The organism is Tenacibaculum sp. AWR4_210 (genome assembly GCF_056160945.1).
This window is the reverse complement of record NZ_JBSWYF010000004.1, coordinates 140,640-163,517: the sequence shown is the minus strand read 5'-3', so window position 1 is coordinate 163,517 and position 22,878 is coordinate 140,640. Positions and strand designations below refer to the sequence as shown.

General features: G+C 40.3%; 24 protein-coding genes and 1 riboswitch. Of the genes, 17 read left to right on the top strand and 7 right to left on the bottom strand.

What is annotated here, in order from left to right:
* The first annotated feature begins 45 nt into the window (after positions 1-45).
* From rplQ to ACXAG7_RS08620, 5 genes are all read left to right on the top strand, one after another.
* Positions 46-525 carry a 50S ribosomal protein L17 gene (gene rplQ / locus ACXAG7_RS08640; protein ID WP_408044907.1) on the top strand — a complete coding sequence of 160 codons (480 nt, stop codon included), beginning with the start codon at positions 46-48 and terminating at the stop codon, positions 523-525.
* 97 nt (positions 526-622) lie between these two features.
* Positions 623-1,732: a glutamine-hydrolyzing carbamoyl-phosphate synthase small subunit gene (carA, locus tag ACXAG7_RS08635; protein ID WP_408044906.1), complete on the top strand. Its 1,110-nt coding sequence runs from the start codon at positions 623-625 to the stop codon at positions 1,730-1,732.
* 120 nt (positions 1,733-1,852) lie between these two features.
* The gene (eno, locus tag ACXAG7_RS08630; RefSeq protein WP_408044905.1) at positions 1,853-3,145 is read left to right on the top strand and encodes a phosphopyruvate hydratase; all 1,293 of its coding nucleotides are present in this window, start codon (positions 1,853-1,855) and stop codon (positions 3,143-3,145) included.
* Between the two features lie 250 nt (positions 3,146-3,395).
* Positions 3,396-4,682: a citrate synthase gene (locus ACXAG7_RS08625; RefSeq protein WP_408044904.1), complete on the top strand. Its 1,287-nt coding sequence runs from the start codon at positions 3,396-3,398 to the stop codon at positions 4,680-4,682.
* A gap of 64 nt (positions 4,683-4,746) precedes the next feature.
* Positions 4,747-5,706 carry an arginase gene (locus tag ACXAG7_RS08620; protein WP_476666601.1) on the top strand — a complete coding sequence of 320 codons (960 nt, stop codon included), beginning with the start codon at positions 4,747-4,749 and terminating at the stop codon, positions 5,704-5,706.
* A 67-nt stretch (positions 5,707-5,773) separates the two neighbouring features.
* Here ACXAG7_RS08620 and ACXAG7_RS08615 read toward each other — a convergent pair whose 3' ends face one another.
* Positions 5,774-6,058 (bottom strand): hypothetical protein, encoded by a 285-nt coding sequence (locus ACXAG7_RS08615; RefSeq protein ID WP_408044902.1) that lies wholly within the window; start codon positions 6,056-6,058, stop codon positions 5,774-5,776.
* A gap of 319 nt (positions 6,059-6,377) precedes the next feature.
* Positions 6,378-6,471: riboswitch (TPP riboswitch) on the top strand.
* Positions 6,472-6,536: 65 nt separating this feature from the next.
* On the opposite strand from ACXAG7_RS08615, the gene thiS reads away from it, so the two are divergent.
* From thiS to ACXAG7_RS08565, 10 genes are all read left to right on the top strand, one after another.
* Positions 6,537-6,740: a sulfur carrier protein ThiS gene (gene thiS, locus ACXAG7_RS08610; RefSeq protein ID WP_408044901.1), complete on the top strand. Its 204-nt coding sequence runs from the start codon at positions 6,537-6,539 to the stop codon at positions 6,738-6,740.
* 49 nt (positions 6,741-6,789) lie between these two features.
* Complete coding sequence (thiC, locus tag ACXAG7_RS08605; RefSeq protein ID WP_408044900.1) at positions 6,790-8,646, top strand: phosphomethylpyrimidine synthase ThiC; 1,857 nt, start codon at positions 6,790-6,792, stop codon at positions 8,644-8,646.
* Positions 8,647-8,709: 63 nt separating this feature from the next.
* Entirely contained in the window at positions 8,710-9,318 is a 609-nt protein-coding gene (locus tag ACXAG7_RS08600) for a thiamine phosphate synthase (protein ID WP_408044899.1), read from the top strand.
* A 9-nt stretch (positions 9,319-9,327) separates the two neighbouring features.
* A complete protein-coding gene (locus ACXAG7_RS08595) occupies positions 9,328-10,134 on the top strand; it encodes a hydroxymethylpyrimidine/phosphomethylpyrimidine kinase (protein ID WP_476666600.1) in 807 nt (268 codons plus the stop codon).
* On the top strand, positions 10,124-10,762 hold the full coding sequence (gene thiE / locus ACXAG7_RS08590) for a thiamine phosphate synthase (protein ID WP_408044897.1): 639 nt from the start codon (positions 10,124-10,126) through the stop codon (positions 10,760-10,762). Before ACXAG7_RS08595 ends, thiE begins: the two co-directional genes overlap by 11 nt.
* A 3-nt stretch (positions 10,763-10,765) precedes the next feature.
* Positions 10,766-11,542, top strand: coding sequence for a thiazole synthase (locus tag ACXAG7_RS08585; RefSeq protein WP_408044896.1), 777 nt, complete (start codon positions 10,766-10,768; stop codon positions 11,540-11,542).
* A 25-nt stretch (positions 11,543-11,567) separates the two neighbouring features.
* On the top strand, positions 11,568-12,710 hold the full coding sequence (gene thiH, locus ACXAG7_RS08580) for a 2-iminoacetate synthase ThiH (protein WP_476666599.1): 1,143 nt from the start codon (positions 11,568-11,570) through the stop codon (positions 12,708-12,710).
* Between the two features lie 8 nt (positions 12,711-12,718).
* On the top strand, positions 12,719-13,792 hold the full coding sequence (gene moeB / locus ACXAG7_RS08575) for a molybdopterin-synthase adenylyltransferase MoeB (RefSeq protein WP_476666598.1): 1,074 nt from the start codon (positions 12,719-12,721) through the stop codon (positions 13,790-13,792).
* A gap of 62 nt (positions 13,793-13,854) precedes the next feature.
* Positions 13,855-14,793 (top strand): citrulline utilization hydrolase CtlX, encoded by a 939-nt coding sequence (ctlX, locus tag ACXAG7_RS08570; protein WP_476666597.1) that lies wholly within the window; start codon positions 13,855-13,857, stop codon positions 14,791-14,793.
* Between the two features lie 8 nt (positions 14,794-14,801).
* Positions 14,802-15,338: a hypothetical protein gene (locus ACXAG7_RS08565; protein WP_476666596.1), complete on the top strand. Its 537-nt coding sequence runs from the start codon at positions 14,802-14,804 to the stop codon at positions 15,336-15,338.
* 59 nt (positions 15,339-15,397) lie between these two features.
* On the opposite strand, the gene ACXAG7_RS08560 is transcribed toward ACXAG7_RS08565, so the two are convergent.
* The 3 genes from ACXAG7_RS08560 to ACXAG7_RS08550 all read right to left on the bottom strand — a co-directional run bounded on the left by ACXAG7_RS08560 (position 15,398) and on the right by ACXAG7_RS08550 (position 19,381).
* Positions 15,398-15,850 carry a hypothetical protein gene (locus ACXAG7_RS08560; protein ID WP_408044891.1) on the bottom strand — a complete coding sequence of 151 codons (453 nt, stop codon included), beginning with the start codon at positions 15,848-15,850 and terminating at the stop codon, positions 15,398-15,400.
* A gap of 160 nt (positions 15,851-16,010) precedes the next feature.
* Entirely contained in the window at positions 16,011-18,917 is a 2,907-nt protein-coding gene (locus tag ACXAG7_RS08555; RefSeq protein WP_476666595.1) for an FAD-binding and (Fe-S)-binding domain-containing protein, read from the bottom strand.
* Between the two features lie 5 nt (positions 18,918-18,922).
* Entirely contained in the window at positions 18,923-19,381 is a 459-nt protein-coding gene (locus ACXAG7_RS08550) for an Lrp/AsnC ligand binding domain-containing protein (RefSeq protein ID WP_408044889.1), read from the bottom strand.
* 157 nt (positions 19,382-19,538) lie between these two features.
* Between ACXAG7_RS08550 and ACXAG7_RS08545 the strand changes: the two genes are divergently transcribed.
* On the top strand, positions 19,539-20,345 hold the full coding sequence (locus ACXAG7_RS08545; RefSeq protein ID WP_476666594.1) for a 2-oxoadipate dioxygenase/decarboxylase family protein: 807 nt from the start codon (positions 19,539-19,541) through the stop codon (positions 20,343-20,345).
* A gap of 145 nt (positions 20,346-20,490) precedes the next feature.
* Here the strand turns inward: ACXAG7_RS08545 and ACXAG7_RS08540 are convergent, their stop codons facing one another.
* Both ACXAG7_RS08540 and ACXAG7_RS08535 read right to left on the bottom strand, forming a co-directional pair.
* Entirely contained in the window at positions 20,491-21,120 is a 630-nt protein-coding gene (locus ACXAG7_RS08540) for a Type 1 glutamine amidotransferase-like domain-containing protein (protein WP_476666593.1), read from the bottom strand.
* 8 nt (positions 21,121-21,128) lie between these two features.
* The gene (locus ACXAG7_RS08535) at positions 21,129-21,500 is read right to left on the bottom strand and encodes a hypothetical protein (protein WP_408044886.1); all 372 of its coding nucleotides are present in this window, start codon (positions 21,498-21,500) and stop codon (positions 21,129-21,131) included.
* A gap of 15 nt (positions 21,501-21,515) precedes the next feature.
* Here ACXAG7_RS08535 and ACXAG7_RS08530 point away from each other — a divergent pair, with 15 nt between their 5' ends.
* A complete protein-coding gene (locus tag ACXAG7_RS08530) occupies positions 21,516-21,770 on the top strand; it encodes a hypothetical protein (RefSeq protein ID WP_408044885.1) in 255 nt (84 codons plus the stop codon).
* On the opposite strand, the gene ACXAG7_RS08525 is transcribed toward ACXAG7_RS08530, so the two are convergent.
* A complete protein-coding gene (locus ACXAG7_RS08525; protein ID WP_476666592.1) occupies positions 21,767-22,876 on the bottom strand; it encodes a YCF48-related protein in 1,110 nt (369 codons plus the stop codon). The genes ACXAG7_RS08530 and ACXAG7_RS08525 overlap by 4 nt on opposite strands.
* Positions 22,877-22,878 lie beyond the last annotated feature (2 nt).

Below are 22,878 nucleotides of genomic sequence, written 5' to 3'. Positions count from 1 at the left end.
CTCCTCAAAGAGAGTTGAGCAAGATGAAAGCCAAAACCAAATGTCATGAGACACGGAAAGAAATTTAACCATTTAGGAAGAAAAACTGCGCATAGAAAGTCTATGTTAGCAAACATGGCTTGTTCGTTAATCGAGCACAAGCGTATCAATACTACAGAAGCGAAAGCTAAAGCGTTGCGTAAGTTCGTAGAGCCTTTGATTACGAAATCAAAAGACGATACAACTCACAACCGTCGTGTAGTATTTAGCTACTTGAGAAACAAGTACGCAGTTACTGAATTATTCAAAGAGATTTCTGTAAAGGTAGCAGACAGACCAGGTGGTTACGTTCGTATCATCAAGTTAGGAAACCGTCAAGGAGATAACGCTCCTATGGCAATGGTTGAATTAGTTGATTATAACGAATTGTACAACCCTAAAGGAAACAAGGCTAAAAAATCTACACGTCGTAGCCGTCGTGGAGGTGGTAAGAAAGCTGACGCTCCTGCAGCTGTTGAAACTCAAGCAACTCAAGAAGAAGAATAGAATGCGTTATTCTATCAATCATATTAAAAGGGATGAACACTTAGTGTTTATCCCTTTTTTTTAAATATTTTTGCAAACAAATATCACAACACACTAAATGAAATATCAGTCGAGAAAAAAGGCCTTAGTTTTGTTAGCAGACGGAACTATTTTTTATGGGAAATCTATAGGAATTGAAGGAACTGCTACTGGTGAAATTTGCTTTAACACCGGTATGACAGGATATCAAGAAGTTTTTACAGATCCTTCTTATTTTGGACAATTAATGGTGACTACCAACGCGCACATCGGAAATTACGGTGTGAATAACGAAGAGGTAGAATCAGATGGAATTAAAATTTCCGGGTTAATTTGTAGAAATTTTAGTTTTACTCATTCACGCCCAGATTCAGAGAGTAATTTAAAAGATTGGTTTGTTAAACACAATCTCGTAGCAATCTCAGATGTCGATACGCGTGCGTTAGTTTCGTATATCCGTGACAACGGTGCGATGAACGCAATTATTTCTACGGAGGTAGATAATATCGATGCTTTGAAAGCGAAATTAGCAGAGGTTCCGAATATGGAAGGACTTGAGTTGGCGTCTAAAGTGTCAACCAAAGAGCCTTATTTCTTCGGAGAAGAAACTGCGCCTATCAAGATTTCAGCATTGGACATCGGAATCAAGAAAAACATCTTGAGAAACCTCGCTAAACGCGGAGCTTATGTAAAAGTATTCCCGTACGATGCGAGCTTTGAAGACCTCAAGAGTTTTAATCCTGATGGTTACTTTATCTCTAACGGTCCTGGAGATCCAGAGCCGCTGACAGCAGCACAGGAAACAGCCAAGGAAATTATCGAAAACAACTTACCGCTTTTTGGAATTTGTTTAGGACATCAAGTAATCGCTTTGGCCAATGGTATTTCAACCTATAAAATGCACAACGGGCACCGTGGAATTAACCACCCTGTAAAGAATTTATTGACAGGAAAAGGTGAAATTACGTCACAAAACCACGGATTTGCCATCAATAGAGAAGAGACAGAGGCACACCCAGATGTAGAAATCACTCACGTGCACCTCAATGACAATACGGTAGCAGGGATTCGTATGGTAAACAAGAATGTATTTTCAGTACAGTACCATCCAGAGGCGAGCCCTGGACCACACGATGCTGAGTATTTATTCGACGATTTTATCGACTTAATAAAAAAGGTAAAAGCCTAAAGAAATTCCCGCGTTTATGCGGGAATTTGGCTTTTAAAACGTTTTCGCAATTAAAAAAAAATAAGAGGGTAGTATTTTGTAACTTGGCTACCGAAATAATTTCTAACAAACAAAATAACTATGAGTATTATTATCAACATACACGCACGTCAAATTTTTGATTCAAGAGGTAATCCTACTATCGAAGTAGACGTGACTACTGAAAATGGTATAGTAGGTAGAGCAGCTGTTCCTTCAGGAGCTTCAACAGGAGAGCACGAGGCAGTTGAATTACGTGATGGAGAGAAAAGCTATATGGGTAAAGGAGTGTTAAAGGCTGTAGAGAATGTAAATACAGTAATCGCTCAAGAATTATTAGGGGTTTCTGTATTCGAACAAAACATGATCGATAAGATTATGATCGATTTAGACGGAACTGCAAACAAGGCGAACTTAGGAGCCAATGCTATATTAGGAGTGTCACTTGCAGCAGCAAAAGCAGCAGCAAATGAATTGGGCCTACCGTTGTACAGATACGTTGGTGGAGTATCAGCAAACACCTTACCAGTACCGATGATGAACATCATCAATGGAGGGTCGCATTCTGATGCACCAATCGCATTTCAAGAGTTTATGGTAATGCCGGTAAAAGCGGCTAATTTTACTGAAGCTATGCAAGTAGGTTCTGAAATTTTTCACCACCTTAAAAAAGTGTTACACGATCGAAATTTGTCAACTGCAGTAGGTGACGAAGGTGGTTTTGCACCGACTTTAGAAGGGACGGAAGACGCCATTGAAACAATTGCTTTAGCAACTAAAAACGCAGGGTATGCTTTTGGTGACGAAGTGATGATTGCCCTTGACTGTGCAGCTGCAGAATTCTTTGTAGATGGAAACTACGACTACACGAAATTTGAAGGAGCAAAAGGACAAGTACGAAGCAGTAAAGAACAAGCGGATTACTTGGCTGAATTAGCTGAAAAATACCCAATTATTTCTATCGAAGATGGAATGGATGAAAACGATTGGGAAGGATGGAAATACCTAACGGAGAAAATAGGAGATAAGGTTCAGTTAGTAGGTGACGATTTATTTGTAACCAATGTTGAACGTTTGTCGAGAGGAATTGACAACGGAATTGCGAATTCAATTCTTATTAAAGTAAACCAAATCGGTACCTTGACAGAGACTATTGCCGCGGTAAACATGGCACATAACGCTGGATATACTTCTGTGATGAGTCACCGTTCGGGAGAAACTGAAGACAATACCATTGCCGATTTAGCGGTGGCCTTGAATACCGGACAAATTAAAACCGGTTCGGCATCTCGTTCGGATAGAATGGCGAAATACAATCAGTTGTTACGCATCGAAGAAGCCTTAGGAGATGTGGCTTTTTATCCAAAGGAAAAAGCCTTTAAGATTAAAAAATAAAGCGTGCTTTACGCTGAAAACCCCGCAGTTTGACTGCGGGGTTTTTTTATGAGCTAATCCTAGCAATAGGGATGAATTAAAAAGACAGCATTTGGATGTTTAGCGGGCAAATTACGTTGTGGTATTACCAAATTGTAAAATAAAATTAACTTATTTTTTCATATTAAAATTCTATCAGTTCGGACTTTTTAAATTTTATAAAAAATGGTATCTTCGCAACTCACTTCAAATTATAAATTTAAGATATAAAATGTCAGATATAGCAAAATTACAAATTGGCGAGAACACCTATGAATTTCCATTAATTCAGGGTACTGAGAAAGAAACAGCAATAGACATAGCTTCTTTAAGAGGAGCGACAGGGGGAGTTGTAACCATCGACCCAGGTTTCAAAAATACAGGTTCGTGCCAAAGTGCTATTACATTTTTAGATGGAGAGAAGGGAATTTTACGCTATAGAGGATACTCAATCGAAGAATTGGCTGAAAAAGCAGACTTCTTAGAAGTAGCGTATTTATTAATTTTTGGAGAGTTACCTACCAAAGAACAATTGGATAAATTTTACAATGACATTTTAGACAATGCTATTGTAGATGACGATATCAAGAAAATCATCGATGCCTTCCCAAAGAATGCGCATCCGATGGGAGTGTTATCATCATTGACATCTGCATTAACTGCATTCAACCCTAGTTCTGTGAACGTTGATTCAGAAGAGGATATGTACAATGCTATTGTAAAAATCATGGGTAAATTCCCTGTGTTGGTTGCATGGACTATGCGCAAGCAAAAGGGATTACCACTACACTACGGATCTCGTAAGTTAGGCTATGTTGAAAACATTATGAAAATGATGTTTGAAAAGCCAAACGAAGAGTATGAAATCAATCCTATTATCAAGGACGCTATTGATAAATTATTAATCTTACACGCAGATCACGAACAAAACTGTTCTACGTCTACAGTGCGTGTAGTAGGGTCGTCTCACGCAGGATTATTCGCTTCTTTATCAGCTGGAATTTCAGCTTTGTGGGGACCGTTACACGGTGGAGCTAATCAAGCCGTTCTAGAAATGTTAGAAGCGATTAAAGAAGATGGAGGAGATACGAAAAAGTACATGGGGAAAGCGAAAGATAAAGAAGATCCTTTCCGCTTAATGGGATTCGGACACCGCGTGTACAAAAACTTTGACCCTCGTGCTAAAATCATCAAGGTTGCAGCAGACGAAGTATTAGACGATTTAGGAATTCAAGATCCAATCTTGGATATCGCTAAAGGTTTAGAGCAAGAAGCATTAAATGACGAGTACTTCGTTAAGCGTAAGTTGTATCCAAATGTAGATTTCTACTCTGGAATTATTTACAGAGCTTTAGGAATCCCTGTTGAGATGTTCACGGTAATGTTCGCATTAGGACGCTTACCAGGTTGGATTTCTCAGTGGAGAGAGATGCGTTTACGCAAAGAGCCTATTGGTAGACCACGTCAGGTATATACTGGTGAAAACTACCGTCCTTTTGTAAAGATTAACAAGAGATAATAAGCATATCAAAAATGTCATTTGATTTCAAATGACATTTTTTTATTGAATTCATAGCAACACGATGAAAGAAGTAAAAATTATAAAAAACAGATCGGATATTGGAGCCGGAACCCGGGGGTCTGATATGGGGGTTGATGCCATAGAAATTGCGGCAATCAATAAAGGAAGTAATTATTTTGACCGTTTTGAGTACGAAGATGTAATTACGGAAAATGAGTCTATCTACAACAAAGAAAACAATTCAGTAGCAAAGCGTATTGAAAATGTTTTTAATCAATGTAAGCGATTGTCAAACCACGTAAAAGTGAATTTACAAGAAGGGAAGTTCCCGTTGGTACTCTCAGGGGATCACTCGTCAGCACTAGGAACCATTAGTGGTGTAAAGGCGGCAAATGCTACAAAAAGAGTTGGAGTGATTTGGATTGATGCCCATGGCGATTTGCATTCACCTTATACCTCTCCATCAGGTAATATTCACGGAATGCCACTAGCTGCAGCGATTGCTGATGATAATCTCGATTGTCAAATTAACGATGTAGACAGAGAAACTACCGAGTTTTGGGAGCGCATGAAAAATATTGGTGTTCCTGGACAAAAGGTAAACCCGGAAGATATAGTGTTTTTTGGAGTACGTGATACCGAAGAACCAGAGGATAAGCAAATGGAAAAACACGGCATCAAAAATTATATGGTGGCCGAAGTTCGTTACAGAGGCTTAGAGGTATGTGTACAAGAAGCACTTGAAAAGTTAGGACATTGTGACGTACTCTACGTATCTTTTGATGTAGATGCTATGGATTGTGATATGATTTCTTACGGAACGGGAACTCCTGTGCCTAAAGGATTCGATCAGTTCGAAATTATCGATATTATTTCGCAGTTACTAGACAGCCAAAAAGTAGCTTGTGTCGAGTTTGTGGAAGTAAATCCACTACTGGATTTGAAAGGAAATAAAATGGCAGAGACGGCATTTGACGTTTTAGATGCTGTAACAACTAAAATACAAAGTTTAGACGCCTAAGTGTGTAAACAAAATAACAAAATACAATGCAAAACGAAACGAGCCTGTTAAGGCTCGTTTGTTGTTTTTATAATCTTGTAATTCCAGTAATATAAGGAGGTTCGTCAAGTGGCTTGTAAATTTCTACGATCGCTGGCCATTCAACATCTGCGTGCGGAATAGAAGCCACCGTTTTAAATTTGTAGTTCATTCCACTCACTACTTGTGAGGCTACCTCATAAGGAGCATAGTTAACGCCGATAGGTTTTGGAGTTGCCTCCCAAACGGCTAAATCTTCATCGTTTAGTTTTCTGTACTTAGTCCATCCTCCTAGCACCCCTAGGTGCTTTTCAGTTAAAGTGTTCGTTTCCATCTTCTATTAGTTTGGTTCCTACTCATATGGCTTTTCGGTAAACGCCTTTCGCTCATTACCTCCGCGAAACAGAGTCGTTTTTAGGGTGGGGACTGCTCCACCTGAGGTTAAAGGTAGCCAGCCTTTGTACACAGTTGTAGGTTTAATCCTTAAAAGTGATTACTTTGAGTATGAATTCTGTTATTTCAGTATTAAGTGTGGTTACAAAGCTATCAGCTCATTGCGGATAAGGAAGGTATATTGGTCTTCGTTGAGCAATCCGCGAAGAGAAAAGCTAATTTAGAAAGGCTCAAAACGAATAATCTTTTATATTTGTAACTGTAAGCTTTAGGAGTAGCTAGGAAACTAGTTTGAGAAATATCCTTGGAACCTGTTGGGTTAACACCTGCGTAGGGAAAAGTCATAAATCGTATTTTAGTATGGGGAACTTCGGGTACCTGCTAAAACTTCTTCTATAGTTTACTTTAATTAGTGAAAAATGATTCAAATAAAAGTAAACGACCAAGCACATCAATTTGAAAAGGCAATTAATTTAGAGCAATTAGTAGCTCAGCTCGAAATTTCTTCGAGAGGAATTGCTATTGCCGTAAATGCAACCGTTGCCAAACGCGATCACTGGTCGGAAACCTATCTGCAACAAAATGACGAAGTACTCATTATCAAGTCTACCCAAGGAGGCTAGTGATGCTTACCGGTCATAAACAAAATTCTGATACTAACAATACGTACTTATGAAGAAAAAAGACACGGCACCAAAAAATGGTATTACGAGAAAACCATTTCCGAATTCTAAGAAAATTTATGTAAACGGGACCATACACCCGCAAATTCAAGTGGCCATGCGTGAGATTGAACTCAGCGATACCATCGATGCCACAACCAAAGAAAAAACAAAAAACGAACCCTTAACCGTATACGATACCTCAGGGGCGTATACAGACCCCAATAAAGACATTAATATCCATAATGGTTTGGAGCGCATACGCGAATCGTGGATTATGGATAGAGGAGATGTGGAACAGCTAGATTCATTCTCGTCAGAGTACTGTAACGAACGTTTGAATGATGCTAGTTTAGATCACATGCGATTTAACCACCTTCAAAAGCCACTCAGAGCAAAAAAAGGGAGTAATGTGACCCAGTTACACTATGCAAAGCAAGGGATTATCACCCCTGAAATGGAGTATATCGCTATCCGAGAAAATCAGCGAATAGACGAGATGACTAGGTTGTCAAAACAACATCCAGGAAAGGATTTTGGCGCGAGTATCCCCAAGAAGATTACACCGGAATTCGTTCGTGATGAAGTGGCACGCGGAAGAGCTGTAATTCCATCAAATATCAATCACCCAGAGGCCGAACCGATGATTATCGGACGTAATTTCTTGGTGAAAATCAATGCAAATATCGGAAACTCAGCAACGACCTCTTCCATTGAAGAAGAAGTAGAAAAAGCTGTTTGGGCTTGTCGATGGGGAGCAGACAATATCATGGATTTATCGACCGGAAAAAACATCCACGAAACACGTGAATGGATTATTCGTAACTCTCCGGTTCCTGTAGGGACAGTGCCTATTTATCAAGCCCTTGAAAAGGTAAACGGAATCGCAGAAGATTTAACTTGGGAGATTTTTAGAGATACCTTGATAGAACAAGCTGAACAAGGAGTAGACTACTTCACCATTCATGCAGGAGTGCGATTAGCCTATGTACCTATGACTGCCAAGCGAATAACAGGAATCGTTTCACGTGGAGGGTCTATCATGGCGAAATGGTGTTTGGCACATCACACCGAAAGTTTCTTATATACTCATTTTGAAGAAATTTGTGAGATCATGAAAGCTTATGACGTAGCCTTTTCATTAGGTGACGGATTACGTCCAGGATGTATTGCAGATGCCAATGATGAAGCACAGTTTGCAGAATTAGAAACCTTGGGTGAGTTGACGAAAATAGCGCGAAAGCACGAAGTTCAGTGTTTTATTGAAGGACCAGGACACGTACCTATGCACATGATTAAAGAAAACATGGAAAAACAACTCGAAGCCTGTGACGAAGCTCCGTTTTATACCTTAGGACCTTTGACAACAGATATCGCTCCAGGATACGATCATATTACTTCGGGTATTGGTGCGGCCATGATCGGGTGGTACGGAACAGCGATGCTGTGTTACGTGACGCCAAAAGAGCACTTAGGTTTACCAAATAAAGACGATGTACGTACAGGAGTAGTGACGTATAAATTAGCAGCACATGCCGCTGACCTAGCAAAAGGACATCCGGGAGCACAACACAGAGATGATGCTTTGAGTAAGGCGCGTTTTGAATTCCGTTGGGAAGATCAGTTCAATTTGAGTTTAGATCCAGAATTGGCCAGAGAATATCATGATGAGACCTTGCCAGCAGCGGGAGCAAAGATAGCCCACTTCTGCTCGATGTGTGGTCCTAAATTCTGTTCGATGAAAATAACCCAGGAGGTACGCGACTATGCGGCACAGAAGGAGTTAGATTCTCAACAAGCAATTTCAGAGGGTATGAAAGAGAAGTCAGAAGAGTTCAAAACAAAAGGATCTGAAGTATATTTATAAAATTCATAAGGTTCACATGGCGTGGTTAACTGCTCCATGTGAACCGATACATACAACATAACCATGATTGTTTTAATAGCTCCAGAACAAGATTTACCTGAAGAAATAGCAATATTACACGGTCTTTTCGAAAAAGGACTCGACTACTACCACCTGCGTAAGCCGTTTAAGGGCTACGAGGAACACGTAGCGTATTTAAATCAAATCGACAGTAAATACCATTCCAGAATAGTGGTACACTACTATCACGAATTGCTAAACGATTTTGATTTAAAAGGAGTACATTTACAAGAACAACCGCGAATAGCACTAGGAGAGCAGTTGACATCTTATGTCGAGAGTTTTCAGATCAAAGGAAAGACAGTGAGTAGTTCTTTTCACGAATTGCACGAGTTGGAAGCTGTAGAGGCTACTTTTGATTATCATTTACTGAGCCCAGTGTTCGCTTCCATATCTAAAAAAGGATATGAAGGACGTGGGTTTGATGTCAATCACCTGACTAAAAAAGTCATCGGTATGGGAGGCATACAAGTAGAGACCCTTCACCGAACACTAGCATTGGGATTTAAAGGAGTAGGAGTGTTAGGAGGAGTATGGAATGCAGCGCATCCTGTGAAGAGCTTTACAGCTATTCGCGAGGAGTTTGCGAAGTTTACAGAAGAAGTAGGCTAATTTTTTGAGATGAAATTATCAGACCAACAGCAATTGCCTTACGCACTCACCATCGCAGGCTTTGATCCTTGTAGTGGAGCTGGGTTAACAGCCGATGTAAAAACCTTTGAAGCACACGGTTTATACGGTTTGGCGGTTTGTACAGCAATTACGGTGCAAAATGATAGCGAATTTGAAAGCTGTCAATGGGTGGAGCAGGCCCTGATTTTATCGCAATTGGAGGTGCTTTTTAGGCGCTATGATATTGCAGTTGTAAAAATTGGCCTGGTGAAGTCTTGGGAAAGTCTGTTGGGGATCCAACAGTACTTACAAGAGCTCAAACCTGGAATAAAAATAGTGTTGGACCCCGTACTTAAAGCAAGTGCAGGTTTTGATTTTAGAGAGCAAAAACAATCGGAAGCTCTTCGAGAAGTATTGCGTAATTGTGCATTGATTACACCGAACTACGAAGAGATTTTTGCCTTGTTCCCAGGAGTCGCATTGCCCGAAATTATTGAAATTTTGAAGCAGTTAACCACCTTGTACCTCAAAGGAGGGCATCGGAAAGAGAAGCTTGGGTGGGATGAAATTTACACCGAGTCAGGAGCGCTCATAAAGATTCCGCCAGGGGTGGCTCAAGTGCATCAAAAACACGGAAGTGGCTGCGTATTGTCGTCAGCACTGGCTGCGAATTTAGCACTGGGATATGAGATGCAAGAGGCAGGTGAGCGCGCCAAGCGATATACAGAGCGATTTTTAAATTCGAGTACCAGGGCTCTAGGACTGCATGACTACGATGAAAAAGACACGCATAAAATAACGGATAATGATAAGTAAACTACAATACATAACTCAAGGAGCAACCGCAGCAGAGCATTTAGAAAATTTACAAAAAGCTTGCTCTTACGGTGCGGAATGGGTGCAATTACGGTTAAAAAATATGCCGGAGAAAACCGTGTTGGAATGCGCTAAAGAAGCGAGAGCAATCAGCGCGCATTTTCAAACGCGTTTGATTATAAACGATTACGTAACGGTAGCCAAAGAAGTAAATGCCGATGGGGTTCATTTAGGGAAATCGGATTTTTGTCCGGCCAAAGCGAAAGCCATGTTAGGAAAGTGGATACTTGTCGGTGGTACTGCCAATACCCTTGATGACTGTGAGCAATTGATTGCTAAAAACGTCGATTATATTGGTATGGGACCGTTTCGATTTACCGAAACCAAAAAGAAATTGAGTCCAATTTTAGGATTAGAAGGATACCGAGAAATACTCGGACAATTATCAAAGCCGATTCCGGTAGTTGCTATTGGGGGGATAACCCTCAAAGACGTTACAGCATTGATGAAAACAGGAATTCACGGAGTGGCAGTGTCAGGAGAGATTACTGAGAACTTCAGTGCGATTCCGTCATTCCATTCGATGTTAAAGGCAAATAGTACCCATGATCAGGTATATAAAATTTAAATTATGACAGCATTACAAATAGCAGATAAAACCTTCCAATCGCGATTGTTTACTGGAACGGGAAAATTCAGCTCCTCAGCATTGATGGAGCAGGCACTTGTGGCATCTGAAAGTGAATTGGTAACCGTTGCGCTAAAACGCGTAGATATACAAAGTGAAGAAGATGATATTTTAAATCACCTGGTGCATCAGCGCATAAACCTTCTTCCTAACACTTCAGGCGTACGAACGGCAAAGGAGGCTGTTTTTGCAGCTGAACTTTCAAGAGAAGCACTGGAAACTAATTGGATAAAACTAGAAATTCATCCCGATCCGAAATATTTATTGCCCGACCCAATTGAAACGCTAAAGGCAGCAGAAGCCTTGGTAAAGAAAGGGTTTGTGGTAATGCCTTATATTCATGCGGATCCTGTTTTGTGTAAACGCCTTGAAGAAGTAGGAACGCAATGCGTTATGCCCTTAGGAGCACCTATCGGAAGTAACAAAGGAATTAAGACCTTGGAGTTTTTGGAAATCATTATTGAGCAGTCAAATGTACCAGTGGTTGTAGATGCTGGAATAGGAGCACCGTCACATGCCGCTTTCGCTATGGAGTTAGGTGCTGATGCCGTATTGGTAAATACCGCAATAGCAGTATCTCAAAATCCTGTAGCAATGGCGAAGGCCTTTAAAAAGGCAGTTGAAGCCGGGCGTATGGCCTACGAAGCCAAGTTGGCTCCCGTTAAGCAACACGCAGAGGCGAGTAGCCCACTGACCTCTTTTTTAAGTCAAATGGAATAAGCTAAAGTACGAAGTTACAAAGTCAATGGTAGCAATGAATGCTAAAAATAACAAACAAGTTGGAGGATTTCAAGAAGTATTCGATACCTACGATTGGGATCGAGAGCTCCAAAGCATACTAACCAAAACAACGCTGGATGTAGAACGAGCGCTGCGTGCAGATAAAAGGAACTTAGACGATTTTAAAGCGTTGATTTCTCCTGCCGCAAAACCCTATATCGAACAAATGGCACAGTTGAGCAGCGCCTTGACAAAAAAGCGATTTGGGAATACGATACAAATGTACGCTCCGATGTATTTGAGTAATGAATGTCAGAATATTTGTACCTATTGTGGGTTTAGTTTGACGAATAAAATTCCCAGACGAACCCTAACCGATGCAGAGATATTGCAAGAGGTAGCTTTTCTTAAAGAAAAAGGCTATGATCATATTTTACTCGTAACAGGAGAAGCAAATAGGACTGTAGGAGTTCCGTATATAAAAAATGCGATACAACTCATTAAAGCTAGTTTTTCTAACATTACTATTGAGGTACAGCCTTTGGATAAAGAAGAGTACGATGAACTTGTAGCGGAAGGATTGTACGCTGTTTTGGTATATCAAGAAACCTATCATCAACAGGAGTACAAAAAACATCATCCTAAAGGGAAAAAATCAAATTTTTATTACCGACTGGATACTCCCGATCGTTTAGGGAAAGCCGGAGTTCATAAAATAGGACTGGGGGCTCTATTTGGATTGGAAGATTGGAGAGCCGATAGTTTTTTTACGGCCTTGCATTTAAAGTATTTGCAGAAAACGTATTGGAAGACAAAGTACTCGATATCCTTTCCGAGATTGCGACCGCATTCAGGAGGCTTAGAACCGAAGGTCGCTATGGGGGATGCCGATTTAGTACAGTTAATTTGTGCGTTTCGTTTACTGGATGAGGATGTTGAATTGTCGATGTCTACCCGAGAGAGTGAACTTTTCAGAAACCACATAGTCCATCTAGGAGCAACATCGATGAGTGCGGAATCAAAAACCAATCCAGGAGGCTACAGTGTTGAACCACAGTCATTGGAGCAGTTTGAGATTTCGGACGAACGAAGTACGGAGGAAATCGTAGCGATGTTAAAGTCACAAGGATTGGAAGTCGTTTGGAAAGATTGGGAACATTTTAGTTAATTTTGAGTATGGAATTATCGAAAGAAGAATACAAACAATACAGTCGACATATACTACTCGATACCATTGGGGAAGCTGGGCAGTTAAAGTTAAAAAAAGCTAGGGTATTGGTTATCGGAGCTGGAGGCTTGGGTTGTCCGATACTGCAGTATTTGACAGCTGCAGGTGTCGGAACCATCGGAATAATCGATCACGACCGTATTGACCAATCAAACCTACAACGTCAAGTTTTGTATACAATGGAGGACATTGGTGAGTACAAAGCACTGACCGCTCAGCGACGATTGGCAAAATTAAATCCCTATATCAATTTTGAAGTACACGTCGCCCAATTGAGTCGTTTAAATGCTTTGGAGTTATTTGAAAAGTACGATATCATCGTTGATGGAAGTGATAATTTTGAAACGAGATACCTGACAAATGATGCTGCCGTGCTCACTGGGAAACCATTGGTCTACGGTGCCATTTTTAAGTTTGAAGGACAGGTTAGTGTGTTTAATTATCAGGGGAGTGCCAGTTATCGTTGTTTGTATCCTACTCCTCCAAACCCTGAAGAATCACCGAATTGCTCGGAGATTGGGGTGTTAGGGGTGTTGCCAGGCATTATCGGTAGTTTACAGGCTAACGAGGTGATTAAAATCATTTGTGGTATCGGAAGGGTATTGACAAATACCTTGTTGATGTACGATGTCTTAAACCAGCGACAATTCCAGTTAAAGTACCAGAAAACCGCTGAAGCAGTGGTAACAGAACTCTTAGACGATTACCGAGTATTTTGTGGTATCCCCACCTCAAAAGAAGAGCAACAGATTAGTTGGGGGGAGCTTGAAGGGCGTTTGGAGTCTTTTCAATTATTAGATGTGAGAGCGTTGTGGGAACGCGATCAGTTTAATATTGGAGGCTTACACATTCCGTTGGCAGCATTGCGCAGCGAGCATCACAAAATCCCTCCGGATCAACCTTTGGTAGTCTATTGTAAATCGGGAGGTCGCAGTTCTAACGCGATGGCTGTACTTCAAGAGCTTCGTCCTGAACTAGAGGTTTACAATCTTATCGGAGGTATGGATGCAGTTCAAGCATAGTGTGGAGCAATCGTCGAATAGCGCTCGTAGTTTAAAACGATAAATCTCCTTACCTTCGCAGTATGAAGCAAACAACTAATACGATACTTATGGTTCGTCCTGCCAGTTTTAGGATGAACGAGCAAACGGCGGTAAATAACTACTACCAGCAGGAAGTCGCATTATTGCCTGCCACTATCAATGCCAAAGCCCAGGAAGAATTTGATACTATTGTAGCTAAGTTACGAGCGGTTGGAGTAACCGTTATTGTGGTTGAAGATACAGAAGAACCGAATACCCCTGATGCGCTATTTCCAAACAACTGGATTTCATTCCACGAAAATGGAGATGTAGCCATCTATCCGATGTTCGCTGAAAATCGACGATTGGAAAAGCGAGAGGATGTTTTGGACCTACTGGAAGAACAGGGACTGCGAATTGAAAATGTGGTCGATTATTCAGAAGCGGAAGAGGAAGGTATCTTTTTGGAAGGTACTGGTAGTATGATCTTAGACAGAAAGCATCGTAAGGCCTATTGTGCATTATCACCAAGAGCCGATGAAGAATTGTTTATTGAGTTTTGTGAAGATTTTGAATTTACTCCAGTTGTATTTACAGCCAACCAAACAGTTGCTGGTAACCGCGAAGCCATTTATCATACGAATGTTATGATGTGTGTGGCCGAAACTTTTGCCGTTGTTTGCCTGGATGCCATTGATGATAAAAAAGAAAAGAAAAATCTACTCAAACATTTAAAAGCTGATGGTAAAGAGGTTGTGGCGATTTCAGAAAATCAAGTAACACAGTTTGCCGGCAACATGCTACAGGTTCAAAATGACGAAGGAAGGTTGTTTTTAGTCATGAGTAGTGCTGCAAATGCATCTCTAACACAACAACAACGTACGGCGATTGAAAAACACTGCAGTATTGTTCACAGTTCGTTAGAAACGATTGAAACCTGTGGAGGAGGGAGTGCCCGTTGTATGATGGCAGAAGTCTTTTTACCTACAGACCACGTGTAAGTTGATATATGGAAACAGCGCAAAATAGTAAACCGCCACTGTGGATTTTATCGGATATGTGGGGCTGGTCGAATGCGCTGTGGAAGGAATTATACCTAACAGAATTCGCTCCGTATTTTGAACTGTCTTTTATCGATGTGCGAACACTTGCGCAAATTCCAAAGAATCTCACGGACGAGCAATCGATGCACGAGTATTACCTTGAATACGGAATTGATCAATGTTTGGAGCATTTAGCTCCTCAATTGATTCCGGGATTATCGGTAATTGGCTTGAGTATAGGAGGATATATAGCTTGGAGATTAAGTACTTTGCAGCAATCGAGGTTCCGTGTAGTGTGTATATCTACCACGCGATTGCGTTATGAATTGCCAAAAGATATCCAGTTACACTTTTTGATATTTGGAGTGAATGATCCTTTCAGACCTGATGATCAGTGGATGACACAGTACCCTTATAGCTACCAACTTTGGAATCAGGGAGGTCATGATATTTACAAAGAAAGAGGTGTAATTCGAGCCGTGTCTGCCCTTTTAAAAAAATAAAAAGCCCTTTACCATCATACAGAGAAGGAGTTTGAGGTAAAGGACTTTTATACTGTATGCTAGGCAACAGCGGTAGTGTTAATTTTGTAATTTTTATAGTACTGCATTAAAATAAATGCACAAACTACAGAGGAGGCGATGCCTTCAATGGCGAGTGCAAAAACAACCAGTGACAGGTTGAGGTCTTTGCCCCAAAAAGAAGAATTTTCTAATACTTCAATAAAGGCAGCATCCAAAAAAGTTACATAAATAATAAGCCCCAAAATAGTGAGGCCAACGGCCATAATGGAAGTTCCAACTCCAATCAATAAATTTTGGAAATAAACGAGTTCTCGGTTGTTGTGAATATTTGTTTTTATAGCTCGGTTAATACCCCAAAATACAAAAACAAAATTCAATAGTCTTAACTCAGAGACATTGTCTAATCCTAGAATTTTCATGAAAAAAAAGAACCCAGTGATGCCCGCAAAAATAAGTAAAGCATTGTTTACGATAATTTTGTTTGACGACATACGTACTGTTTTTTAATGTTACTTAAAAATACGAAATACTTTTGTATAAGTAGTTGTAAATTAACTATATAGTTTGTTTTAATGGGTGGAAGGTACAGAACTGTGTACGGATGGTGTCATTTTTGACAAAAAAAGCACCTCGGGAGGAGGTGCTTCGTGTTTATTTGGTAAGAGCTTCTCGCAACAGACTAACTGGGTGCTGTGCGAGTCGTTTGGTACCGTCGTAAATTTGATGTCTACAGCTCGTTCCGGCTGCAGCAATTGCTGTTTGGTCACTACAATTGCGAACTTTTGGAAACAACGTATCTTCTCCTACTTGCATACTTACGTCGTAGTGTTCTTTTTCATACCCAAAAGAACCAGCCATTCCACAACAACCTGTATTCATGATGGTGACCTTGTAATTCTTAGGGATGTTTAACACTGTAAAGGATGCGTGCGTGCTTGACAACGCTTTTTGATGGCAGTGTCCGTGAATTTTTAGCTCTCTTTGAGCATCAGTAAACAGGCTGGTATCGATATTGCCGCGGTCGTATTCTTTGGCTAAGAATTCTTCTATGGTAAAGGTGTGTTTAGCGAGTTCCTGAGCGGCTTGTTTGTCATCTGCCAATCGGAGATATTCATCTCTAAAACTCAAAATAGCTGAAGGTTCAATACCAATAAGTGGCGTGTTTTCATTGATTAATGGTGCAAATAAGGCCACATTTTTTGTAGCGATTTCCTTAGCTTCTCTGAGGAATCCTTTTGAAATATAACTACGACCACTCTCTTCATGAGCTATGGTTTCGATGTTGTATCCCAATTTTTCGAGTACCCAAATACTGTCTTTTCCTATTTCTGTATCGTAGAAATTGGTAAATTCATCATTGAATAAATACACCGTTTTTACGGGGTTTTTTTGCCCTTGTCTCGGGTGTTTACGCAACCAAGCATCTAGCGGTTGTTTGGCCAATTTCGGAACTTCTCGCTGCATGGCTACTCCCAAAATTTTCTTAGCGATGCTCGTATTGGTCATAAAGTTGGTGAGCCCAGGAAATTTACTTCCGAGCTTATTATACTTAGCATTGTTGGCAAACAACTTGCTTCGAAATGAATATCCGTTGGTTTCTTGGTATTGGTATAGGAATTCGGCTTTCATAGAGGCTATGTCTACATTACTAGGACACTCTGTTGCACAGGCTTTACAGCTCAAACACAAATCGAGAACTTGTTTTAACTCCTTAGAGTCAAATTTGTTTTTTGCCGTATTATTGGTCAATACTTCGCGGAGTGTATTGGCTCTTGCACGAGTTGTTTCCTTTTCATTTCGAGTGGCTCTATAACTAGGGCATAGAGTTCCGCCAGCTTCAGGTGATTTTCTACAGTCTCCAGAACCGTTACACTTTTCGGCGAGTTTTAGTATGCCCTCACTATCTGAAAAATCTTGAAGGGTCTCGATTTGTGGTTCTTCTCGATCTACCGTATAGCGCAGGTTTTCATCCATAGCATAGGCATCGGTAATCTTCCCTTTGTTAAAGATATTGTTTGGGTCGAATGATTTTTTTAAACGCCTTAGTAATTGGTAGTTTTTGTCACCAATCATTAACGGGATAAATTCTGCTCGCACGATACCGTCTCCGTGCTCTCCACTGAAACTCCCTTGGTATTTTTTGACGAGCTCTGCAGTTTCCGTAGTGATTTTTCTGAAGAGTACTACATCGGCTTGTTTTTTTAAGTTCAATATAGGACGTAGGTGTAATTCTCCAGCACCTGCATGAGCGTAGTATACTGCTTCTTGCTGATACTTGGTCATGATGGCAGTAAACTCTTCGATGTAATCGGGAAGATCTTCTAGAGCTACAGCCGTATCTTCAATACAAGCAACGGCTTTCATATCACCCACCATGTTTCCTAGCAAACCTAAACCGGCTTTTCGGAGGTAATGAACTTTAGCGATATCTGCACCGTAGATCTTGGGGTGGTGATACCCGTGCCCGTGGGTTTTCAAATCATCGATAAGAGCATCCGCTTGGCGCTCTGCATCTTCGAGGGTATGGGCGCTGACTTCTAGCATGAGAACAGCTTCAGGGTCACCTTGTAAAAAGAACCTGTTTTTAGCTTGTTCTCGGTTGTTTTTCGTACAGTCCAAAATTACCTTGTCCATCAATTCACAGGCGAACAATCGGTGTTTCATGGCGGTAACTGTCGCTTTTAAACTAGCATCAACACTTGTAAAATGTGGGCAAACCATAATACTTACCGGTGGTGGTAAATCATCGAGTTGAACTGTAATTGCCGTTGAAAATACTAAGGTACCTTCACTTCCCGATAGGAATTTGGCTGGGTTCACGGTAGTTTCTGTCCCCCCAAACAATTCAGAACTCAGAAATTCATCTACAGCATAGCCCGTATTTCTTCGGTGAATGCTCGCTTTTGGGAACTCCTTTTTTATTTCTTGCTGTACTGCTGTATTGCTCAGCTCGTTGTATAAATCTTTATAGATGCGACCTTCAAGTGTGGGCTCGAAGCGTTTTTGTTTAAAGGCTTCTGAACTTAATTCACCGAAATGAACGTCGCTTCCGTCACTCAAAATTCCCGTTATGGCAAGGACCTTATCACGGGTTACTCCATAGCGTATAGAAGTACTACCAGAGGAATTGTTTCCTACCATACCACCGATCATACAGCGATTAGAGGTAGAGGTATTCGGGCCGAAAAACAACTTAAAAGGTTTTAAAAAACGGTTTAAGTCGTCTCGAATAATTCCGGGTTCTAGCGTAATAGTTTTATTGGCTTCATCGAAAGCAAGGATGTTGGTGAAATACTTAGAAACATCCACAACAATTCCTTCGCCTACGCACTGACCGGCTAAGGAGGTTCCCGCAGTTCTCGGAATGAGCGTCACCTCGTTTTCGTTGGCAAAGGCGATTAATTTTTTTAAATCTTCTTGGGTTTTAGGGTAGGCTACCGCCAAAGGTATTTTTCGATACACCGAAGCATCGGTTGCGTAAATACTTTTATGTAAATCATCGAAGTGAACTTCCCCTTCTAATGATAGGTGTAGGTTGTGTAGTTTGTTGTTACTCATTGTTGTTATTTAATAAGTATGTTACGTTTAAAGCAAGTGTCAAAAGAGATAAAAGTATCGGTTCCGGCAACGCCGTTGATGAGGTGTACTTCATCGTATAAAATCTTTTGCAAGTGCTCGTTATCCTTGGCAAAGATGAGAATAAATATGGCATAATTCCCAGAAACAAAGTTACATTCAACGATTTCTTCAATCTTTTCTAATTCTTTCATCACACTTTTCGCAAATCGAGCTTCTCGCAAGCGTATCCCTGTATATGATTTGGTTTTATAACCGAGCTTGTTTTCATCTACAATGAATTCTGCTTTGCCTAAAACACCTTCGTGTTGGAGCTTTTTAATTCTTTGATGGATGAGCGAGTTGGAAACTTTTAGTTCTTCAGCTATTTGAGAATAGGCTTTACGAGCGTCAGTTCTTAAAATGTTCAGAATTTGTTTGTCTATATAATCAAATTGATTATCCATAGAGTGATTTTTAATTCAATAATGTCAATATGATATTTATTGATTGTTATTTGAGTTATATTTTTATAAAATAGTTGTTGTGGGTGTAAAATTAACTATATTATAGCGTTATTAAAAGAAAATCGGTTTATTTTTGTAGCAAAATAATGTAACTCAAATGAACACAACACAAATTTTTGATAAGTTATGGAACGAGTATACAGAGCGTACTCCTTCTGCACAAAAAATAAAGGAATTATTTAGTAATCAAGGAAATGAAGTTTTCAATGATCACGTGGCATTCAGAACGTTTGATGATGAGCGTGTTAATATTGAAGTTTTGGCTAAGCCTTTCATTGAAGCGGGGTATGTTGAAAAAGGAGACTACGTATTTGAAGCTAAAAAGTTATACGCAAAACACTTTGAGCATGCTACGGATAAAAATGCACCACGTGTATTTATCAGTCAGTTGAAAACAAAAGAGTTTTCTGCTGAATTACAAGCAGAGGTAAAGGCGATGATCGACAGTATTCCAGCAGCTGATTTAGATGCTAGTACTTTAGTGTTTAAAGGGCGCTTATGGGAACAACCGAGTTTTGATGTATACGAAAAGTTACAGCAAGAGAGTGAATATGCAGCTTGGTTGTACGTAAACGGATTCTGCTCTAACCACTTTACTGTAGATGTGAATAAATTAAGCACGTTTAACTCTTTACAGGAAGTGAACGAGTTTTTAAAAGAAAACGGATTTAAAATGAATACTTCTGGAGGAGAAATCAAAGGAACTCCAGAGCAAATGTTAGAGCAATCAAGTGTTTTAGCCGATAGAATTCCAGTAGCATTTAAAGAAGTTACTAAGGAAATTACTTCGTGTTATTACGAGTTTGCTTTCCGTCACCCAATGAGTAACGGTCAATTGTATTCAGGGTTTATCGCAGGTTCAGCAGATAAAATTTTCGAGAGTACTGATATGAAATTACAATAGGCATATTAGGTCTATTCTTTTAAAACAGCCAAGCATTGCTTGGCTGTTTTTCTATTTAACTAGGGGGCTAAAATTCACAATAAGCACGAGTGTTGTAGCGGGGGAAAAATTATTTTGAGTAAGGCTGCTACAACGGTACTTATTACTATTGGGGAAATGCGATGCTGTCAACTACCGTGCAGCGTTTGCCAGTGTAGTATATAGCTTCTGAATTTTGAATGGGAATTAGCTCTAAAAGGTGTTCGTATTTACGAATAATGTCGGCAACCTTTTCAGTAAATGGAGGTTGGTTAACATGGGGCACCGGATAAAACGGAATTACATTTAGCGCTCGAAACGAACTGAGTAATGGCGCTTTTGCAGGATTGTTTATACCCAGTACATAATGGATGTTGGGAGTGGTAATTACAGCACCTGCTGACACACCAATATACAGTTTCCCTTTGCGTATATGCTTACTTATGTACTGATCAGCTCGGGTACGTTGTACTTCTTGTAACAACAAGAACGCATTTTCTCCCGAAATAAAGAGTGCGTCATTACGTTCAATAACCGTTTCAATTGTTTGTTGATCGCTGGTTGTAATGTCTAAGTCGTCAATATTGAATCCTTGTGCTAAGAGCACTTCTTGGTCATTCGAACCGCAGGCCTTACCTGCTTCGCAATTGTGCGAAAGGATAATACGTGTTACCGTGAGACCTGTTCGAAACTCAGGATAAACCTCCGGTAGTAAGGAGGCGACATCCGAATACGAGGAGCTGAGAAAAACGCGCATAACTGGGCTTAGTTTATTGGGTTGGTAATTTTTTCAGTAGCTAGCTTTTTAACGAAATTCTCCGACTTTAGGTAGTCTGTGATTTCCTCTTCGAGTACTTTCCATTTTGTATTGAGTACGAGATAGCTCAAGAGCCCAGTTGCCAGTAATCGATAGACTGGGTTAGGAATGTAGTTGTTTACGATAAACTCGGTACTATCTTTTGTCTGCGATATTTTTAGGTTGGTAGCAATCCATTCACTCGTTTTTACATGAACATCAGAAGTGTGAAGTTTGCTGTATTCTACTTCGTAGCCTAGTGGAATGAAGCGTTTTTCTAGTATCTTCTTTAACAATTGAGCATTGCAGTTAGGGCTGTGTATTGTGGTTATTTTTGGCATTAGAGGCTTGTGTTAATGGTAAAAATTGCTCCCTTGGCCTTAGGAGCAATCGTCAGTAGTTATTTAACTGATTTTGATCAGACGAATAGAGAAAATCATTGGCCAATTCTCTGTAAGGAAACTCCTCTAAACAGTGCTGTTATTGAGGAGTTGATCGGTACGTTCACAAGGTACTGCTGTCAATGGATTCCATTGGGAGTGTCGGGGTTCCTGATGGAGTTGTTAGCAGTACACAGGTACCCTAATCTTTTAGGTGTACGACGACCTTAGTTTACCGTTAATTTTACTAAGAGGCCTTTGTACCCCAGTGCGTAAAATGTTCGATGGTCATAGGCGTATACATCTTCCCATCCAGCCGTAACAAAAGAATGTTTGAGGCGTTGCCAAGTTTTTCCTTGATCGGCGGAATGAATGATGAATTCTCCATCGATGAGGTTGTTGGAGTTATTGGCACCAACTGCGATAATTTGTTGGTTGTGCAAGGCAACTGCTGTTAATTTGTTTTGGAAGCCGTAATCGATAGTTGTCCAAAGCTTAGTTTGGGAGTCATAGGTATGCATTGCTCCTCGTTCGCCACCGGAACCTGTTTGACCGTTATTGCCTACCGTTATAACAAACCCTTCTTTCATTGCTAAATCCGTAAATCGAACGGGTTGCTTTGGATTGTAAACATCCCAGAAATTGTTCTGTTGAATAGCAACCTTTCCTTCGGACCAAATGCCGCCACTAAAAATTAAGGCATCACTTGGAGCGTGGTAGGCAATACAGGTCGGTATATTATTGTGTAAGAGTGTAGCGTAATCTAATGCGGGATTGGTATTGTTTTTTTCAAGATCATTCCAATTGTTTCCTGAGTCTGTAGAGTGTAAAATAAACCCTTTACTCAACGCCCCTTTTTGACCAACGATATACAATTCGTCGTTTTTGGTGTGGCTTACAGAACTCATGTAATATCCTTTATTGGTAAAGGTTTCGAGTTTTGACCATTGTTGACCGCCATCCTTCGAGTTAAGGATGGTACCATTGTTGGTCACTGCAACTACTGTGGTGGTGTTTTTACAACTTACATCATTAAAATAAAAGGAATCACTTTCAAATACAGTATTCCATGTTTTTCCTCCATTCGTAGTTTTTAAAATACTTCCTTTGTTTGAGGGATAACTGGTACCTGTTACGATATAGCCTATTTGGGGAGAGGCAAATTGAATTTTTCGCAGTGGCAGGTCAGTAGGTAGGTCAATTTTATTGAATTGAACTTGGACTTGCGGAGGTGCAGGTTGCCCTGGATCAGGATGGTCTGCAGGGCTGCTATCCTGACAACTAGCCAAGAGTAAAAAGGCGAGGGCCAAGGTGGTGAATAATTTTAATTTTCTCATCT

Excerpts from the sequence above, each read along its gene's own strand:
- rplQ (WP_408044907.1), top strand. The coding sequence starts at position 46 with ATGAGACACGGAAAGAAATTTAACCATTTAGGAAGAAAAACTGCGCAT.
- carA (WP_408044906.1), top strand. The coding sequence starts at position 623 with ATGAAATATCAGTCGAGAAAAAAGGCCTTAGTTTTGTTAGCAGACGGA.
- eno (WP_408044905.1), top strand. The coding sequence starts at position 1,853 with ATGAGTATTATTATCAACATACACGCACGTCAAATTTTTGATTCAAGA.
- ACXAG7_RS08625 (WP_408044904.1), top strand. The coding sequence starts at position 3,396 with ATGTCAGATATAGCAAAATTACAAATTGGCGAGAACACCTATGAATTT.
- ACXAG7_RS08620 (WP_476666601.1), top strand. The coding sequence starts at position 4,747 with ATGAAAGAAGTAAAAATTATAAAAAACAGATCGGATATTGGAGCCGGA.
- ACXAG7_RS08615 (WP_408044902.1), bottom strand. The coding sequence starts at position 6,058 with ATGGAAACGAACACTTTAACTGAAAAGCACCTAGGGGTGCTAGGAGGA.
- thiS (WP_408044901.1), top strand. The coding sequence starts at position 6,537 with ATGATTCAAATAAAAGTAAACGACCAAGCACATCAATTTGAAAAGGCA.
- thiC (WP_408044900.1), top strand. The coding sequence starts at position 6,790 with ATGAAGAAAAAAGACACGGCACCAAAAAATGGTATTACGAGAAAACCA.
- ACXAG7_RS08600 (WP_408044899.1), top strand. The coding sequence starts at position 8,710 with ATGATTGTTTTAATAGCTCCAGAACAAGATTTACCTGAAGAAATAGCA.
- ACXAG7_RS08595 (WP_476666600.1), top strand. The coding sequence starts at position 9,328 with ATGAAATTATCAGACCAACAGCAATTGCCTTACGCACTCACCATCGCA.
- thiE (WP_408044897.1), top strand. The coding sequence starts at position 10,124 with ATGATAAGTAAACTACAATACATAACTCAAGGAGCAACCGCAGCAGAG.
- ACXAG7_RS08585 (WP_408044896.1), top strand. The coding sequence starts at position 10,766 with ATGACAGCATTACAAATAGCAGATAAAACCTTCCAATCGCGATTGTTT.
- thiH (WP_476666599.1), top strand. The coding sequence starts at position 11,568 with ATGGTAGCAATGAATGCTAAAAATAACAAACAAGTTGGAGGATTTCAA.
- moeB (WP_476666598.1), top strand. The coding sequence starts at position 12,719 with ATGGAATTATCGAAAGAAGAATACAAACAATACAGTCGACATATACTA.
- ctlX (WP_476666597.1), top strand. The coding sequence starts at position 13,855 with ATGAAGCAAACAACTAATACGATACTTATGGTTCGTCCTGCCAGTTTT.
- ACXAG7_RS08565 (WP_476666596.1), top strand. The coding sequence starts at position 14,802 with ATGGAAACAGCGCAAAATAGTAAACCGCCACTGTGGATTTTATCGGAT.
- ACXAG7_RS08560 (WP_408044891.1), bottom strand. The coding sequence starts at position 15,850 with ATGTCGTCAAACAAAATTATCGTAAACAATGCTTTACTTATTTTTGCG.
- ACXAG7_RS08555 (WP_476666595.1), bottom strand. The coding sequence starts at position 18,917 with ATGAGTAACAACAAACTACACAACCTACACCTATCATTAGAAGGGGAA.
- ACXAG7_RS08550 (WP_408044889.1), bottom strand. The coding sequence starts at position 19,381 with ATGGATAATCAATTTGATTATATAGACAAACAAATTCTGAACATTTTA.
- ACXAG7_RS08545 (WP_476666594.1), top strand. The coding sequence starts at position 19,539 with ATGAACACAACACAAATTTTTGATAAGTTATGGAACGAGTATACAGAG.
- ACXAG7_RS08540 (WP_476666593.1), bottom strand. The coding sequence starts at position 21,120 with ATGCGCGTTTTTCTCAGCTCCTCGTATTCGGATGTCGCCTCCTTACTA.
- ACXAG7_RS08535 (WP_408044886.1), bottom strand. The coding sequence starts at position 21,500 with ATGCCAAAAATAACCACAATACACAGCCCTAACTGCAATGCTCAATTG.
- ACXAG7_RS08530 (WP_408044885.1), top strand. The coding sequence starts at position 21,516 with ATGGTAAAAATTGCTCCCTTGGCCTTAGGAGCAATCGTCAGTAGTTAT.
- ACXAG7_RS08525 (WP_476666592.1), bottom strand. The coding sequence starts at position 22,876 with ATGAGAAAATTAAAATTATTCACCACCTTGGCCCTCGCCTTTTTACTC.